The sequence below is a fragment of the Halobacteria archaeon AArc-dxtr1 genome (genome assembly GCA_025517425.1).
Taxonomy (GTDB): domain Archaea; phylum Halobacteriota; class Halobacteria; order Halobacteriales; family Natrialbaceae; genus Halostagnicola.
In genome coordinates this window covers 61,623-77,417 of record JAOPJY010000004.1, presented here as the reverse complement: position 1 = coordinate 77,417, position 15,795 = coordinate 61,623, and the positions used below count along the sequence as shown (strand labels likewise).

General features: G+C 60.9%; 10 protein-coding genes, 1 tRNA gene and 2 rRNA genes. 7 read left to right on the top strand and 6 right to left on the bottom strand.

The window, feature by feature from the left end; translation table 11 throughout:
• Positions 1-24: 24 nt before the first annotated feature.
• The 3 genes from OB905_13645 to OB905_13635 all read right to left on the bottom strand — a co-directional run bounded on the left by OB905_13645 (position 25) and on the right by OB905_13635 (position 4,856).
• Positions 25-2,944, bottom strand: a 23S ribosomal RNA gene (locus tag OB905_13645).
• 226 nt (positions 2,945-3,170) lie between these two features.
• Positions 3,171-3,242, bottom strand: a tRNA-Ala gene (locus OB905_13640).
• Positions 3,243-3,383: 141 nt separating this feature from the next.
• A 16S ribosomal RNA gene (locus OB905_13635) occupies positions 3,384-4,856 on the bottom strand.
• Together the 16S and 23S rRNA genes with 1 tRNA gene alongside form the textbook arrangement of a ribosomal RNA operon.
• 899 nt (positions 4,857-5,755) lie before the next feature.
• Between OB905_13635 and OB905_13630 the strand changes: the two genes are divergently transcribed.
• Positions 5,756-6,133, top strand: a complete 378-nt coding sequence (locus OB905_13630) for a helix-turn-helix domain-containing protein (protein MCU4927011.1) — start codon at positions 5,756-5,758, stop codon at positions 6,131-6,133.
• 179 nt (positions 6,134-6,312) lie between these two features.
• On the opposite strand, the gene OB905_13625 is transcribed toward OB905_13630, so the two are convergent.
• A complete protein-coding gene (locus tag OB905_13625; GenBank protein MCU4927010.1) occupies positions 6,313-7,491 on the bottom strand; it encodes a multicopper oxidase domain-containing protein in 1,179 nt (392 codons plus the stop codon).
• Positions 7,492-7,707: 216 nt separating this feature from the next.
• Here OB905_13625 and OB905_13620 point away from each other — a divergent pair, with 216 nt between their 5' ends.
• The 5 genes from OB905_13620 (at position 7,708) to OB905_13600 (ending at position 12,342) form a co-directional block, all read left to right on the top strand.
• A complete protein-coding gene (locus OB905_13620) occupies positions 7,708-8,202 on the top strand; it encodes a PH domain-containing protein (protein MCU4927009.1) in 495 nt (164 codons plus the stop codon).
• Between the two features lie 50 nt (positions 8,203-8,252).
• Positions 8,253-8,849 carry a hypothetical protein gene (locus OB905_13615; protein ID MCU4927008.1) on the top strand — a complete coding sequence of 199 codons (597 nt, stop codon included), beginning with the start codon at positions 8,253-8,255 and terminating at the stop codon, positions 8,847-8,849.
• Positions 8,850-8,904: 55 nt separating this feature from the next.
• Complete coding sequence (locus OB905_13610; protein ID MCU4927007.1) at positions 8,905-11,271, top strand: DEAD/DEAH box helicase; 2,367 nt, start codon at positions 8,905-8,907, stop codon at positions 11,269-11,271.
• Positions 11,272-11,340: 69 nt separating this feature from the next.
• Positions 11,341-12,000: a helix-turn-helix domain-containing protein gene (locus tag OB905_13605; GenBank protein MCU4927006.1), complete on the top strand. Its 660-nt coding sequence runs from the start codon at positions 11,341-11,343 to the stop codon at positions 11,998-12,000.
• A 63-nt stretch (positions 12,001-12,063) separates the two neighbouring features.
• On the top strand, positions 12,064-12,342 hold the full coding sequence (locus tag OB905_13600) for a hypothetical protein (protein MCU4927005.1): 279 nt from the start codon (positions 12,064-12,066) through the stop codon (positions 12,340-12,342).
• 74 nt (positions 12,343-12,416) lie between these two features.
• Here OB905_13600 and OB905_13595 read toward each other — a convergent pair whose 3' ends face one another.
• Positions 12,417-13,067: an HAD family phosphatase gene (locus OB905_13595; protein MCU4927004.1), complete on the bottom strand. Its 651-nt coding sequence runs from the start codon at positions 13,065-13,067 to the stop codon at positions 12,417-12,419.
• A 172-nt stretch (positions 13,068-13,239) separates the two neighbouring features.
• Between OB905_13595 and OB905_13590 the strand changes: the two genes are divergently transcribed.
• On the top strand, positions 13,240-13,464 hold the full coding sequence (locus OB905_13590; protein MCU4927003.1) for a glycine zipper 2TM domain-containing protein: 225 nt from the start codon (positions 13,240-13,242) through the stop codon (positions 13,462-13,464).
• A 129-nt stretch (positions 13,465-13,593) separates the two neighbouring features.
• Here OB905_13590 and katG read toward each other — a convergent pair whose 3' ends face one another.
• Positions 13,594-15,777 (bottom strand): catalase/peroxidase HPI, encoded by a 2,184-nt coding sequence (gene katG, locus OB905_13585; GenBank protein MCU4927002.1) that lies wholly within the window; start codon positions 15,775-15,777, stop codon positions 13,594-13,596.
• Between the last annotated feature and the right edge of the window lie 18 nt (positions 15,778-15,795).

Here is a 15,795-nt window from a genome sequence, read left to right as displayed (position 1 = left end):
ACGGATCCAATGCGATGTAGTATGATTGTGTGGCTTGACCTGTTAGTGCTCGCGGGCTCAACACCTCGTTGCCTCGGTGCGTACACCCCGAGTCTATCGAACTCGTCTTCTACGAGTGGTCTCGGTGGAATCTCTTTTCCAAGTGGGTTTCGAGCTTAGATGCGTTCAGCTCTTACCCCGTGGCGCGTAGCTGCCCGGCACGTGCTCTCTCGAACAACCGGTACACCAGTGGCACCCATTCGTAGTTCCTCTCGTACTATACGAACGTTCTCGTCAGATTCCGTAACACCCCCAATAGATAGCAGCCGACCTGTCTCACGACGGTCTAAACCCAGCTCACGACCTCCTTTAATAGGCGAACAACCTCACCCTTGCCCGAATCTGCCCGGGCAGGATGGAGGGAACCGACATCGAGGTAGCAAGCCACCCGGTCGATATGTGCTCTTGCGGGTGACGACTCTGTTATCCCTAAGGTAGCTTTTTTGTCAGCAATTGCCCGCATCAAGCAGGCTAATTGGTTCGCTAGACCACGCTTTCGCGTCAGCGTCCGTCGTTGTGCCGGACACTGTCAGGCTTCCGTATGCTCTTGCGCTCTTTCCCGAGTCTCCGACTCGGGTGAGGAAACCTTGGGGCGCGCTCGATATCTTTTCAAGCGCGTACCGCCCCAGTCAAACTGCCCGGCTACCGGTGTCCTCCTCCCGGAGTGAGAGTCGCAGTCACCATCGGGTAGTATTTCAATGATGGCTCGGTGGCCCGCTAGCGCGGGTACCTGTGTAATGCCTCCTACCTATGCTGCACAATGGCGACCACGTCTCAGCGACAGCCTGCAGTAAAGCTCTATAGGGTCTTCGCTTCCCCTTGGGGGTCTCCAGACTCCGCACTGGAACGTACAGTTCACCGGGCCCAACGTTGGGACAGTGGCGCTCTCGTTGATCCATTCATGCAAGCCGCTACTGAAGCGGCAAGGTACTACGCTACCTTAAGAGGGTCATAGTTACCCCCGCCGTTAACAGGTCCTTCGTCCCCTTGTACGGGGTGTTCAGATACCTGCACTGGGCAGGATTCAGTGACCGTACGAGTCCTTTCGGATTTGCGGTCACCTATGTTGTTACTAGACAGTCGGAGCGCCCGAGTCACTGCGACCTGCCTCTTCGCGAGGCAGGCATCCCTTATTGCGAACGTACGGGACTAACTTGCCGAATTCCCTAACGTCGGTTGCTCCCGACAGACCTTGGCTTTCGCCGCCACGAGTACCTGTGTCGGATCTCGGTACGGACAGTGTGCTCGTCTTTTCACGGGCTCCAGGTTGACCTCACTTGCGCTATCCCGACATTCATTCGCTTCGTGCCATTACGGCTTCCACGAACTTGGACGGTTCGACCGGGCGAAGGCCCGGCTGAGGCGGCCCCAAAGCGTCGACTTTTACTGCACACCGGCATAGGAATATTAACCTATTTCCCTTTTGTCAGCTTCGACTTACGGGCTGACTTAGGACCGGCTAACCCTCAGCTGATCAGCATTGCTGAGGAACCCTTACTCGTTCGGCCGTCGGGGTTCTAACCCGACTAACGCTGCTACTATGACCAGAATTTTCTTCACCGCACGGTCCACACGAAATCTATTCCGTGCTTCCACCCGAACGGAGTGCCAACCTACAGGATCGCGATGTGAATCGCGCCGCTAGGTCTCGGTGATGGACTTGAGCCCCGATCATTTTGGGCGCCTCAAACCTCGGCCGGTAAGCTGTTACGCTTTTCTTAGAGGGTAGCTGCTTCTAAGCTCACCTCCCGGCTGTCTAGGGCTTGAGACCACCTTCGATCGCACTTAGTCCATACTTGGGGACCTTAACCCAGCTCTGGGTTGTCTCCCTCACGGTACACAGGCTTACCCCGCGCACCGGACTCCCTGCGTCGACGGCGTTCGTAGGTTCGGAGTTGGACAGGGAGGCACACTCCTCTCGGAGTGCGATCTCCCAATCCGTTGCTCTACCCCACGAACTACCTCGGCAGAGGTCATGCTTCGACATGTTTCGGTTGGAACCAGCTGTTTCCGAACTCGATGGGCCTTTCACCCCTAGACGTAGATCACGAGAGGGTATTGTAGGACACCAACTCTAACAGGCCTCCACGTGCCTTTCGGCACGCTTCACCTTGTCCACGCCTAGATCGTCCGGTTTCGGGTCGTGCCCGTTTGACTCCCCGCGCTTGAACACGGTGACCCTGGTGCAAAGCACTGCGGTCATATCGGTTTCCCTACGCCTCCCCTGATGAACAGGTTAGACTCGTCAAACAGGCACACTCTCTGGTTCGTTTTTCAAAACGTACGACGGAACACCGGCTTCCCACGATTCTTACTGGAGGCTCGCGCCTCGGTCATTTCTCGTGGGACCTTTCGTGCCCCGTCGCTCTATCGCCAACTGATTTCACGCCCTATTACACCTCCCTTCTTGGGGTGCTTTTCAGCGTTCGCTCACGCTACTTGTTCGCTATCGGTCTCGAGGAGTGTTTAGTCTTCGCGGTCGATGCCCGCGAAATTCACGAGGGATATCCAACCCCCGATACTCTGGAGCTGACGCACATCGTACTGATCTACAATACGGGACTGTCACCCTGTATCGTGCTCTGTTCCAAGAGACTTCTTGTAGATGGTCCGATGATGAGAGTCAGTCCGAACACCACATTGCCCGTAAGGGCTTCGGTTTGGACTGCGTCGGGTTCACTCGCCGTTACTAACGACATCGCGTTTGCTTTCTTTTCCTGTCGATACTAAGATGTTTCAATTCTCGACGTTCCCCATTGCGCGAAGCAATTGCGGTAGGGATTCCCATTAGGAGATCTCAAGTTCTTCCCCTCCGTGCGGGTCCCTTGAGCTTATCGCAGCTTGGCACGTCCTTCATCGGCTCTCGAGCCGAGCGATCCACCAGCTGGCACAGTAGCCACGTTCATCGGATCGGCGTTGCGACAAAGTCGCAACATCGTGACCCGGGAACGGGTCCAGTGGACGCCTGGACTACACTTACACACGGTTTCATCTGCACGCCGGTAGACGGCCGGCCTGCATTAACCCTTCCCACCCACACTTGCGCGGAGTGGTGCATCGGTTTCGTTCGGATTAGATCGTAGCGCCGTCTCCCACTTAAGGGACACGGTTCACGATCGTCACCCGAGTGATGGACCCACTGGGATTCGAACCCAGGGCATCCTCCTTGCAAAGGAGGCACTCTACCACTGAGCTATGGGCCCATCCCCTCTCGGGGACCAATTCGTTAGCCTTGGTAGTTCAAAGGTGCCCGGTCGGCCGACACGGTGGTCGTTCGAACACGGACAGTGTGGCGCAAAGCGCCACGTTGTGGTGGGCCAGGACATCGTCCTGGTCCCGTTCTGTGGAGGTGATCCAGCCGCAGATTCCCCTACGGCTACCTTGTTACGACTTAAGCCCCCTTGCGAAGCCCAGATTCGACCCCCTTACAGGGGCCTCATCCGGACCTCACTCGGGTGCTTTGACGGGCGGTGTGTGCAAGGAGCAGGGACGTATTCACCGCGCCCTTCTGAGGCGCGATTACTACCGAATCCAGCTTCATGCGGGTGAGTTTCAACCCGCAATCCGAACTACGATCGAGTTTCGGAGATTAGCGTCGCCTTTCGGCGTAGCATCCCACTGTCTCGACCATTGTAGCCCGCGTGTAGCCCAGCACATTCGGGGCATACTGACCTACCGTTGCCCGTTCCTTCCTCCAGTTTGGCACTGGCAGTCCTCCTAATGTACCCAACCACCACAAGGGTGTTGCTGGCAATTAGGAGTGCGGGTCTCGCTCGTTGCCTGACTTAACAGGACGCCTCACGGTACGAGCTGACGGCGGCCATGCACCTCCTCTCAGTAGCTCCAATAAGCTCATCACACTGATCTTCACGGCTACTGTCGGTGCTGGTGAGATGTCCGGCGTTGAGTCCAATTAAACCGCAGGCTCCTCCGGTTGTAGTGCTCCCCCGCCAATTCCTTTAAGTTTCATCCTTGCGGACGTACTTCCCAGGCGGTCTGCTTCACGGCTTCCCTACGGCACAGCACTGGCTCGTAGCCAGTGCCACACCTAGCAGACATCGTTTACAGCTTGGACTACCCGGGTATCTAATCCGGTTCGTGACCCAAGCTTTCGTCCCTCACCGTCGGATCCGTCCTCTCGAGGCGCTTTCGCCACCGGTGGTCCGTCCAGGATTACGGGATTTCACTCCTACCCCAGACGTACCCCTCGAGTCTTCCGGTCCCAAGCCGAACAGTTTCCACCGGACGCCTGCGCGTTAGGCGCGCAGATTTCCCGACGGACTTGATCGGCCAGCTACGGACGCTTTAGGCCCAATAATAGCGGTCATCACTCGTGCTGCCGGTATTACCGCGGCGGCTGGCACCGGTCTTGCCCAGCACTTATTCTACTACCACCTTACGGTAGTGAAAAGCGAGGACGATATGCCCTCGCACTTGGAGTCCCCTTATCGCACTGTCGTGCAGTGTAAAGGTTTCGCGCCTGCTGCGCCCCGTAGGGCCCGGAATCTTGTCTCAGATTCCGTCTCCGGGCTCTTGCTCTCACAACCCGTACCGATTATCGGCACGGTGGGCCGTTACCCCACCGTCTACCTAATCGGCCGCAGCCACATCCTGTCGCGCCGTAGCGTTTCGAGCTCGAGCCACTTCCAGGCATCGAGCCGTATGCACTATTAGCCTCAGTTTCCCGAGGTTATCGTGCTCAACAGGGTAGTTTGGCCACGTGTTACTGAGCTATTCGCCACGAGTCTGAACTCGTACGACTAGCATGGCTAAATCGGACTCCAATAGCAATGACCTCCGGCAGGATCAACCGGAATGCTATACTACTCCTGGCCCAAGGCCAGGAGGATATTTGGCGGTGAATGTAGGTACACACTCACACATAACGTGGTCCGTGTTCGGTGACCAGATCGTGTAACCGATCAGGCGTCACCGAACTACCAAGGCTAACATCAGATCCCATCTTGACGGCGGACCGCAGGGGTGGAATCCTCATTTCCTTCGGACGTATTCGTACGTTCTCCGGGGTACTTAACCCCTTTGAACCTCGCCCGAGATGATGGAGCGGGTTGAACGCCCCATCAATCACGCGTCGTTTGCATTTGTATCCGAGCGCCCCTATACATATAAGGGCATCGGATCCAGATCGGGGCCGGAATCGATCACCGGCACCGAATTTCGCGTACCTCAACCGAACGTCCCCAAGTATATAAGGGGATCGTTTCGGGAGCGAGAGTAACTCGCCACGGTCGCGTCCGAATCCGAATGGGCTCGAACACTTAACCTCGTCGGATCACCGACGCATGTTCGAGCCGGATACGTGTCAACCTCCGTGCCGGGAAACGGCCGGAGGGAACGTGGCGGCGTGCGCCACGTCGTTCGCATTAGTTACGAGGAGAGGGTTAGTATATAAGGCCGTCGAACCAGAGACGTATCGTATCCCGCTACCATGGCACGGTTTTACACCACCCAATCAGTTCGATGACAGTATAAAAAGAGAGCTATCCGTCTGGGTGCACCGCTACAGAAGATGTGATATCGCGCGGGCGGAGGTCAACCGGTCATTCCGTCCTTGCAGACACAGTTCGGTCGAATGAGACCCGCGCGCTTTGCACTCGGGCGTGCTCGCGCAAGAATCTATTGTCCTCGATCGCCAGAGTGGTGTTCGGTAGCGCACCGATGGCGATAAACCGAGGGCGTGACTAGAACCGAGCGAATGGTGCGGAACCCGATCACTTCGGAGCGGACACCGCCGGCCGAAGAGATCTGCGCAGCACTCGACGATCCCGACTGTCGAGAGATCATCCGCCGGCTAGACGAGCCACAGACAGCGTCCGAGTTAACCGATCGCTGTGATATTCCGCAGTCGACGCTGTACCGGAAACTCGAGGTTCTCACCGGTGCAACCCTGCTAGAGGAGTCTACCGAAATCAGACGGGATGGACACCACGCCAGCAAGTACTCGGTCGCGTTCGAAGAGATTACGCTCGTCTTGGAAGACGACCGAACACTCTCGGTCAAAATCGAACGTCCCGCCCGGACGGCCGACGAACGGCTCGCAGAGCTGTGGTCGGAAGTACGAAAGGAGACGTGAGATCACAGGTGGTCCGCTGGTGAGGAGAGAGGTCGGGACCGACTCTGATCGTTCACGCAGTTCGCAGAGGGAGTCTCGTGGGCCGTCAGTCGCCCTGTTCGGTTGATTTTCTCAAGGCTGTCACGTTCTCGCTGTGACTCAGCGGTGGCAAACGGTAGAATAGGCCCAACGGAACCGTTCTACCCGTCGTATCCCGCGTCGTCCATAATCTCTGCGAACTCGTCTGTCTCCATCGCACCTTCGTAAACGATTGCGGTTGCCATCCCACCGGGGTAGCGTCCCTCGTTCGTGACGTGGTGGACTTTGTGACAGTGTGCGGGATAGATTCCCGGATCCGAGTCGGCTTCGAACGCGAGGGTGTAGCGCTCTGCCGGCCCGATGTTGACGACGTCCTCGTCGTGTTGGGCCGCTTCGGGAACGGGACTGCCGTCTTTCTCGATGACAGTGAATCGGTGGCCATGAACGTGGAACGGGTGAGACTCGTAGCCGTTGTTCGAAATGTGGAGGTGGACAGTGTCTCCCGCAGAGACGACCAACGGCGTGCCATCCTCGGGGTGGAACGTTGTCGGAGCGCTGCGGCCGTTTAGTGTGTAGGCGTTCGAGGACCGTTCAGTTGGGTTGTACTCGGCGTCGCCACCGGCCTCGCGGTCGTGGAGGCGGGTGTCCCAGTCGCGCAGCGTAAAGAAGTACTCCCGATCTGGCGGCTCGTACTCTTCGGGGTCAACGCGGAGGATGCCGTACATCCCCATGTCGAGGTGGTTGTGCGTCTGGTAATGGCAGTGATAGACGTGGGTTCCAGGAACGTCACCGTGGAGTTCGTATGTGTGCGTTTCGCCCGCGCCCACGTGCTCGCGCGTGGTAACAGGTGCACCATCGTCCTTCCAGGTCTTCCCGACTGCGTGTACGTGTACGGTGTGGGGTCTGTCGTGCTCCGAGTTGTCGTAGGTGAGTTCGAACGTCTCGCCTTCCTCCATCCGGTAGATGGGGCCGGGAACAGACGGTGCCAGATCGTCGGCCTGCCACGCCCACACTTCGGGGAGCTCCAGTGGTCCGCCCTGCGCGTCGGCCGAGACGAGTTCGTGGCGAGCCGGGACGGTCCGAAGCGTGGACGCGTACCCCTGCTCGGCCAGGTCAACGATCTGGGGCGGTTCGGTGTAGGCGTAGTCAGTGAGTGGGGCGTCGTCTCCGTTCGAAGAGGACTCCCCGTCGTCAGCGCCATCGCCATTCAAATCATCGTCGTCGGCACCGTCGCCGGAGATCGAAGAGAGACAGCCGGCGACGGTACCGAGAAGACCCGCACCCGCCGTCGCAAGGACGGTTCGACGCTCCAGTTCGGTAACCCGAGTCGAGTTCGGCATAGTACAGGTGAAGGTACACACCCCGACCAGAAGGACCGGGTTGGAATTCCCACAAGAAAAGAAGTTATCGGGCATTCAGGCGACGTATGTGCAATATATCGCCGAGAGTGACAACAGACAGCACCACGGCGGTTGCAGAGTGAACGAGGTATCAACGCGTTAACGACCCCATTCTCGGGATAGTTTTACGGGGACGAACGGAGTAGCCGGCCACCGATGAGTCCCCCCACGGAACCGAATCACGCCACCGACCGCACGAACGTCGTCTGGGAGAGTCGTCCCCACCCGGTGACGATGGGGGCCTGGCTCCCAATCGGGCTCGGGCTCGTGTTACTCGGGCTGCTCATCGTCGGCTGGAGTTCGACCGACGGGGGCGTCTTCCTGACGATCGGAATGGGTGTGGTGCTAGTGGGGCTCGTGATGACGCTGACGCGGTATCTCGTCTGGACGAACACGCGGTACGTGATCACTGACGACGAGCTGTACAAGGAGAAAGGTATCGTCTCGCGCAACGTCACGCAGTTTCGCCTCGATCGCATCCAAAACACGAGCCTGCAACAGGGTGCGATCGGTCGACTCCTCGGCTACGGCGAGCTCACCGTGTTCACTGCCGGATCGGGAGATCCGGAGCTGACCCTCGAACGGATTCCACGGCCACAGGATGCCAACAGCGTTCTGAACCAGCAACTCGAGGGTGGCCCAGTCATCTAATCGGCCAGTCGGAAGAACTATTGTGGAGCCGTCAATCTCCCATTGGCACGATGTCCAAACAGACGACAGTATCTGCGGACCGAACCCCATCGCGTGGCGCGAGTATCGCGGCGAGTGGCGGTCTCGGCGTGCTCGCCGCCGCAATCGGATATCTCGTGGCGTACGTCGCGGTCGCCGACGAGGCCCGCGAATTAGGGAGTGATATACCAGAGTGGATGGGGGTCGCCTGGTACTACTACAACGCCCACATGGTCGACCTCGAGGTCAGCGGTCAGCTGGGCGGCATCAGTGGAACGGACTCCGTCGACCTCATCGCCGAATCCGGGAGTACCAGCGCCGAACTCCTGTACGTCGTCCCGCCGCTCGTCTTGATCGGTATCGGGGCGATTGCGGCCTATCAGCTCGACGCTCGCGACCTCGGGGAGGGCGTGATCGCGGGCGCACCGATCGCCGTCGGCTACGCCGTCGTGCTGGGAATCGGTGCTGTCGTCGCCGAGGCGAGCGGCGAGAGTTCGTTCTTTGGGTTCAACATGAGTGGGTCGATGGCGCCAGAACTCGTCCCCGCAGTCTTTCTGGGGGGCGTGCTCTACCCACTCGTGTTCGCCACTGCGGGCGCGGTGCTCGTGGCCGTGATCCGGGCGCCGTAGCCCCGACGAACCGCGAAGGAAACGCCTTTCACCGACCGCTTCTCGCATCCACCTGATGGAGGTCGCCGAGGTTCTACCCGAGTTCGCCGACGCGTTCGCGTTCGAGGAGTTCAACCGGATGCAACGCGAGGCGCTGCCCGCGCTGATCGAGCGTGAGGGGAACGTCGTCGCGAGCGCGCCGACCGCGTCGGGAAAGACCGCGCTCGCCGAACTCGCGATCTGTAAGGCCTTGGCCGACGGCGGGACGGCGCTGTTTATCGCGCCGCTGCGGGCGCTGACCAACGAGAAGGAAGCCGACTGGGACCGCTTCGAGGAGTTAGGATATTCGGTGTACGTCGTGACCGGCGAGCGCGATCTGAACCCTCGGCGCGCGCGACGCGCGGACATTCTCGTGATGACGCCCGAAAAGCTGGACTCGGCGACCCGAAAGCACGACACGAGACGGTACGACTTCGTGACCGAGATCGACGTCTGCGTCATCGACGAGGTCCACCTGTTAGACGCCGACCGACGGGGATCGGTGCTGGAGGTGACGATCTCGCGGCTGCGCCGACTCTGTGAGCCGCGGGTCGTCGCGCTGTCGGCGACCATGCCCAACGTCTCCGACGTGGCGGCGTGGCTCGATGCCGACACGGAGACGACCTTCGAGTTCGGCGACGAGTACCGGCCGGTCGACCTGAACGCAGGCGTCAAGACCTACACGCACGGCGAGAACTCCTTTGCGGACAAGTATCGCCGCCTCTACCGGGCGATCGACCTCGCCGAGCCTCACCTCCGCGAGGACGGCCAGGCGCTGGTCTTCGTCGCCTCGCGCCAGGACACGGTCCAGGCGGCCAAGAAGGCAAGAGACGAGATCGCAGAGCGCGACGTGCCGATGACGGCCCGCGCAGACTTTCACGACTACGACTTCCACGACGAGAAAGAGGAGGTAGAGAACGCAACGCTTCGCAAGTCGGTCACCGACGGGGTCGCCTTCCACCACGCAGGGCTCTCGAAGGGCGACCGGGACTTCGTCGAGAAGTGGTTCAAGCAGGGCGCCATCGAGTTGCTGTTCTCGACGTCGACGCTGGCCTGGGGCGTGAACCTCCCCGCACGCTGCGTCGTGATCCGCGATACGAAACTCCATGACCCCCTCGAGGGCGAGGTCGACATGAGCCCCTTAGACGTCCTCCAGATGCTCGGCCGGGCCGGCCGACCAGGCTACGACGATGTCGGCTACGGCTGGGTGGTCTGTGACGGTACAGAGGCCGACAAGTACCGTCGCCTGCTGCGGGATGGCAAGGAGATCGAGTCGCGCCTCGCCGAGAGTCTGGCGACGCATCTCAACGCGGAGATTGCGATGGGGACGATCACCGATCTCGAGGACGTGATGGACTGGCTCGAGACGACTTTCTACTACGTGCGCGGGCAGTCCAAACCCGAGGCGTACGACTTTCCGAACCTTCGCGAGCGTGTGCGGGACTGCCTCGAGGGACTGGTCGAGCGCGGCTTCGTCGAGACCGGCGAGGATCTCTCAATCGAGGCGACCCCCCGCGGGGTGCTCGCCTCGAAGTACTACCTGCGCCTCGAGACCGCGGCTGGCTTTGCGGCCCTCTGCGATCGAGTAGAGGCGACCGACGAGGAACTCGAGACCGACGCGATCCTCCGAGCGATCGCGACCGCCGGCGAGTTCGACTCCGTCTCTGCCAGACAGGCCGAGCGAGACGCTATCAGCGCGGTGCTGGTCGGCACGGAAACTGAGGATCTCGAGGCCGGACAGCGCAAGGTGCTTGCAATCTTGCGCGGGGCCGCGGACGGCTCGCTCCCCTCGGAGCTCGGCAGCGACGCCTGGGTTATCAAGCGAAACGCGACGCGGCTGCTCTCGGCGCTTCGTGCCTTCCTCGACCGGTTCGTCGGCCCCCACGAGGCGAACCTCGCACGCCGGCTCGAGGCGCGGATCGAGAACGGCGTCGCCGAGGATGCCGTCGGGCTGACCGCCGTCGATGGCGTCGGTCCCGGACGGGCGAGTAAGCTCTCGTCGGCCGGGCTCTCGACGCCCAGAGAGCTCGTCGAGGCCGACGTCGACGGCCTCGTCGCGGCGGGGCTCTCGGAAGGCGTCGCCGAGCGCGTCCGCGAGGACGCCCAGTCACTTCCCAGCGCGGTCGTCGAGTGGGGATCGTTCCCCGAGACGGTAGCGACGGGCGAGAGCGCCGTCCACGAGGTGACGGTTCGAAACGTCGGGGAGCCGGCGCGAGCCGGCGTCCGCGTGACGGTAAACGGCGTCGAGATGACGAAGACGACCACCTACCTCCGGGACACGGAGACGGTTCCGGTCGGCGTCTTCGGTGCCGACGAAGCAGAGCTGACGTTCACCGTGAGCGTGGCGTTTCCCGAGGAGCCGCTGGTCCCCCGGGAAGAGCGCCGGACGGTTCGCGTCGAGTAAGCACTACCGGAGTGATGCGTGGGTAAATACGGGAAAATAGCTATTGTGAGCGCAACGCATAGTGGACGTATGGCGATCATCGCGGAGTTTACGGTCCCCGCCAATGCGCTCCCCTTCGAGTCGGTTCTCGAAGCCGAGTCCGACACACAAATCGAACTCGAACGGATCGTCCCAGCCAACGGCACCGCCATGCCGTTCTTCTGGGCGTTCGGCTGCCCGCCGGAAGAGATCACCACAGCAGCCGACGAAGAGCCAGAGATTGCAGAGATTCGTATCCTCGCCACCCGAGAGGAGGGTGCGCTGTTCGAGGCGAAGTGGACGCCCCAGGCAGAGATCGTCAACGCGATTAAAACGCTCCAGCCGACGATTATGGACGCGACGGCGGACGAAAACGGCTGGTGGTTCCAGATTCGTGCGGCAAACAGGGATCGACTGGCGACCTTCCAGCGGATCTTCACCGACCAGGCGATTCCGGTCGAACTGGAGCGCATCTACGAGTTCTCGGAGGAAATCGAGCGAAATCGGCCGCTGACGCCGGACCAACGGGAGACGCTCGTTACGGCCTACGAGGACGGCTACTTCGCAGAACCGCGCGAGGTGACACAGCAAGATCTGGCTACGCAGTTCGATATTTCCTCGCGAGCCGTGTCGAATCGTCTCCGTCGCGCCACGCGAAACCTCGTCGAGTCGGCGCTGATGCAAGCGAGCAAGACGGATCGATCGGAGTGAGGTTCTAAAAACGGTTCCCATATGAACTGCAGCCGTTTCCTTCGATGAGATCGTACTAGAGATATGGATACTGAAGAGTCACCCATTGAACGTCGGCACGTCGGCCGAGAGGCGGAGTCACCGGTCGTCGCCGTCGTTCAAACGGTGGCCGCCGCCGCAAACGCAGAGGCGACCGAGATGTCGCCGCTACACGAGATCGTAGACTGTGACGCGCTGAACACGCTCTGTACGCCGTCCGAACGATCTGGTGAGGAGGATTCGGTAGCAGTGATGTTCTCGTACGCCGACTACCGAGTTCGGGTGACGAATCGAGGAGAGATCGCCGTCTTTCCCGAGCAGTAACCGGAGGACCGCCACCTTCGGAGGGAAAGCTGAGGCGAACGGCTGGCTCGTAGAGCAAATATCGGACCCAATCCTCACGCAGCGTGCTCGAGTACCGATTCTCGGAGTTTCTGGGGCGTGTCGACAACCACGTCCGCCGCCGAGAGGTCGACTCCATCGTGGGCGTCGATCCGGTAGGCGACGACGGTCGTGCCGGCGTCGGCAGCCGACCGGACGCCGTGCTCGGAGTCCTCGACGGTGATGCAGTCAGCGGGTGGAACACCAATCCGGCCGGCCGCGTGTTCGAAGACGTCCGGGGCCGGTTTTCCGGGACCGTCAAACTCGTCGCCGCTAACCACCTCATCGAACTGGTGTCGGAGATCGAACCGGTCGAGGACGACGTCGATCCAGTCGTGGGGCGAGGAGGAAACCAGCGCAACGGGGACGTCAGCCGCCTGCAGTTCATCGAGCAATGCAGGAAGTCCATCGAGCAACGTGACGTGCTCGCCGTAGATTTCGCGAGCGGTCTCCTCGAAGACGTCGACGAACGTCTCCAGAGACATCTCGACGCCGTACGTTTCATCGAGATACGAGTAGATATCGCGGTAGCTTCGCCCGGAAATCTCGGCGACGTCGACATCGCGGTCCGGGACGGCGCGGGGTAAAATCTCCTCACGTTGATAAGTGACCCAGTAGTCTTCCGAGTCGACGATCACGCCGTCCATGTCGAAGAGTACGGCAGCCATCGCCGGAGGGTTTCGCGTCCAAACGGATAGCCGTTCGGCCAGCGGCAGTCGAGACAAGTGGATCCAGCCACTCCCAGAGGAGCCACCGGACGATACCCAACGGAAGAGGTCGTTCCGGCACAGGATCAAAAAAAGAGAATAAGTTATCCGTGTCAATCACGTAGAGAGATGTATGGGAACTCGAATACGTCGAATGGTAAGTCGTGCGCGGTACGCAGCGATCGGGGCGGCAGTCGGTGCCGCCGTCGGTGGGCTCGTGAGTCGAAACGCCGCTAGCACCGGCGGCGCGATCGGCGGTCTAATCGGTGCGATCGCTGGCGAAACACGGGTCGATGCCGGCACCCTCTTCGATGACGTCAAAGAACGGGCAAACGAACGTCGCGGCGAATCAGAGTGATAAACGGCGCAATCAGCGAACCGAAACGGTAGCAACATCGGTATCTGGCAAAGGATAGCTCACCGAACCGTTTTGTACCGGTAAAGAACGGATCGAACAGTTCGTCGGACGGGAAGGGCGCTGTCGGAGTTACTCGAGATCGAAGCGATCGAGCTGCATAACCTTGCTCCACGTGTCGACGAAATCACTGACGAACTTCTCTTCTGCGTCCTCGGACGCGTAGACGTCCGCGATCGCACGGAGCCGGGCGTTCGACCCGAAGATGAGGTCCGCGCGGGTTGCGGTCCACTCGACCTCTCCCGTCTCGCGGTTGCGGATATCGAAGACTTCGCCCTCTTCGGAATCCGTGGTCGCTTCCCAGCCCATGATGTCCTGGGAGCTGTCGGAAGCCTCCCACTCGTAGTCCATATCGAGCAGAGTTGCGAAGAAGTCGTTGGTCAGTGTCTCCGGTCGATCGGTGAGGACACCGAGTTCGGAGTCTTGGTAGGTCACGTTCAGCGCGCGCAGGCCGCCGACCAGCACCGTCATCTCGGGTGGCGTCAGGTCGAGTAAGTCGGCCTTGTCGACGAGTAGCTCCTCCTGGGAGCGGTCGGCTTCGTCAGAGAGGTAGTTGCGGAAGCCGTCGGCCTCCGGCTTGAGTGCCTCGAAAGATTCGACGTCAGTCTGTGCCTGCGAGGCGTCGGTACGACCGGGCTCGAACGGCACCTCGACGTCGTGGCCAGCCTCGGCCGCTGCCTGCTCGACGGCCGCGTTGCCGCCCAGCACGATCAGGTCAGCGAGCGAGACACGGACGTCGTCGGAGCGCGACCCGTTGAACTCCTCCTGGATCGCCTCGTACGTCGACAGCACTGACTCGAGCTGGTCGGGCTCGTTGACCTCCCAGCTCCTCTGGGGCTCGAGACGGATGCGGGCGCCGTTGGCGCCGCCGCGCTTGTCGCTGTCGCGGTAGGTCGACGCGGCCGCCCAGGCGGTCTTGACGAGCTGGGAGATCGAGAGGTCGGAGGCGAGGATCTCCTCTTTGAGTTCGTCGATCTCCTCCTCACCGATCAGCTCGTAGTCGGCGTCGGGGATGGGATCTTGCCACAGCATCTCCTCCTCGGGAACCTCGGGACCGAGGAAGCGCTGCGAGGGGCCCATGTCGCGGTGGATCAGCTTGTACCAGGCCTTCGCGAACGCCTGCTGGAACGCCCTGGGGTTCTCCTGGAAGCGCTCTAAGATCTCCCGGTAGTCGGGATCGCGTTTGAGTGCGACGTCCGTCGTCAGCATCATGACGTCCTCTTTCTCCGCCGGGTCCTCGGCGCCCGGAGCGGCCTCGTCGAGTTCGCCGTTCTGCGTGGTCCACTGCCAGGCACCGCCGGGCCCCTTCTCGGGCCACCAGTTGTAGTCGAGCAGGTTGTCGATGTAGCTCGTATCCCACTGGGTTGGCGTCGTGTTCCACGGACCCTCGATCCCGCTGGTGATCGTGTCGGCTCCCTTTCCGGAACCGTGCTCGCTCTCCCAGCCCAGCCCCTGCTGATCGATCGGGGCAGCTTCGGGCTCTGGGCCGACGTGTTCGTCAGGGTCGTCGGCACCGTGGACCTTCCCAAACGTGTGTCCGCCAGCGATGAGCGCGGCCGTCTCCTCGTCGTTCATTGCCATCAGGCCGAACGACTCGCGGATCCGTTCTGCCGATTTCTCTGGATCCGGCTCGCCGTCGGGACCTTCGGGATTCACGTAAATGAGGCCCATGACCGTGGCGGCGAGCGTTCCTTCGAGTGCACCCTCTTCGGTGAACCGATCGGACCCCTCCCACTCGTTTTCGGGACCCCAGTCGACGGCCTCATCTGGTTTGTAGTCGTCCTCGCGCCCGCCGGCGAAGCCGAACGTCTCGAAGCCCATCGACTCGAGAGCGACGTTTCCGGCCAGGACGATGAGGTCGGCCCACGAGAGACTGCGGCCGTACTTTTGCTTGACGGGCCAGAGAAGTCGGCGCGCCTTGTCGAGGTTCGCGTTGTCCGGCCAGCTGTTGAGGGGGGCAAAGCGCTGTCGGCCGCCGGAGGCGCCACCGCGTCCGTCGCTGGTACGGTACGTGCCGGCGCTGTGCCACGCCATCCGGATAAACAGCGGTCCGTAGTGGCCGTAGTCGGCGGGCCACCAGTCCTGGGACGTCGTCATGACGTCCTCGATGTCCGCCTTTACTTCATCGAAATCGAGGCTCTCGAACGCCTCGGCGTAGTCAAAGTCCTCGTCCATCGGATCGGACGTGGGGACGTTCTGATCCAGGAGAGAAACGTTCAACCGGTTTGGCCACCAGTCTCGGTTTGACGTAGTCATCACCGGACAGTTACTACG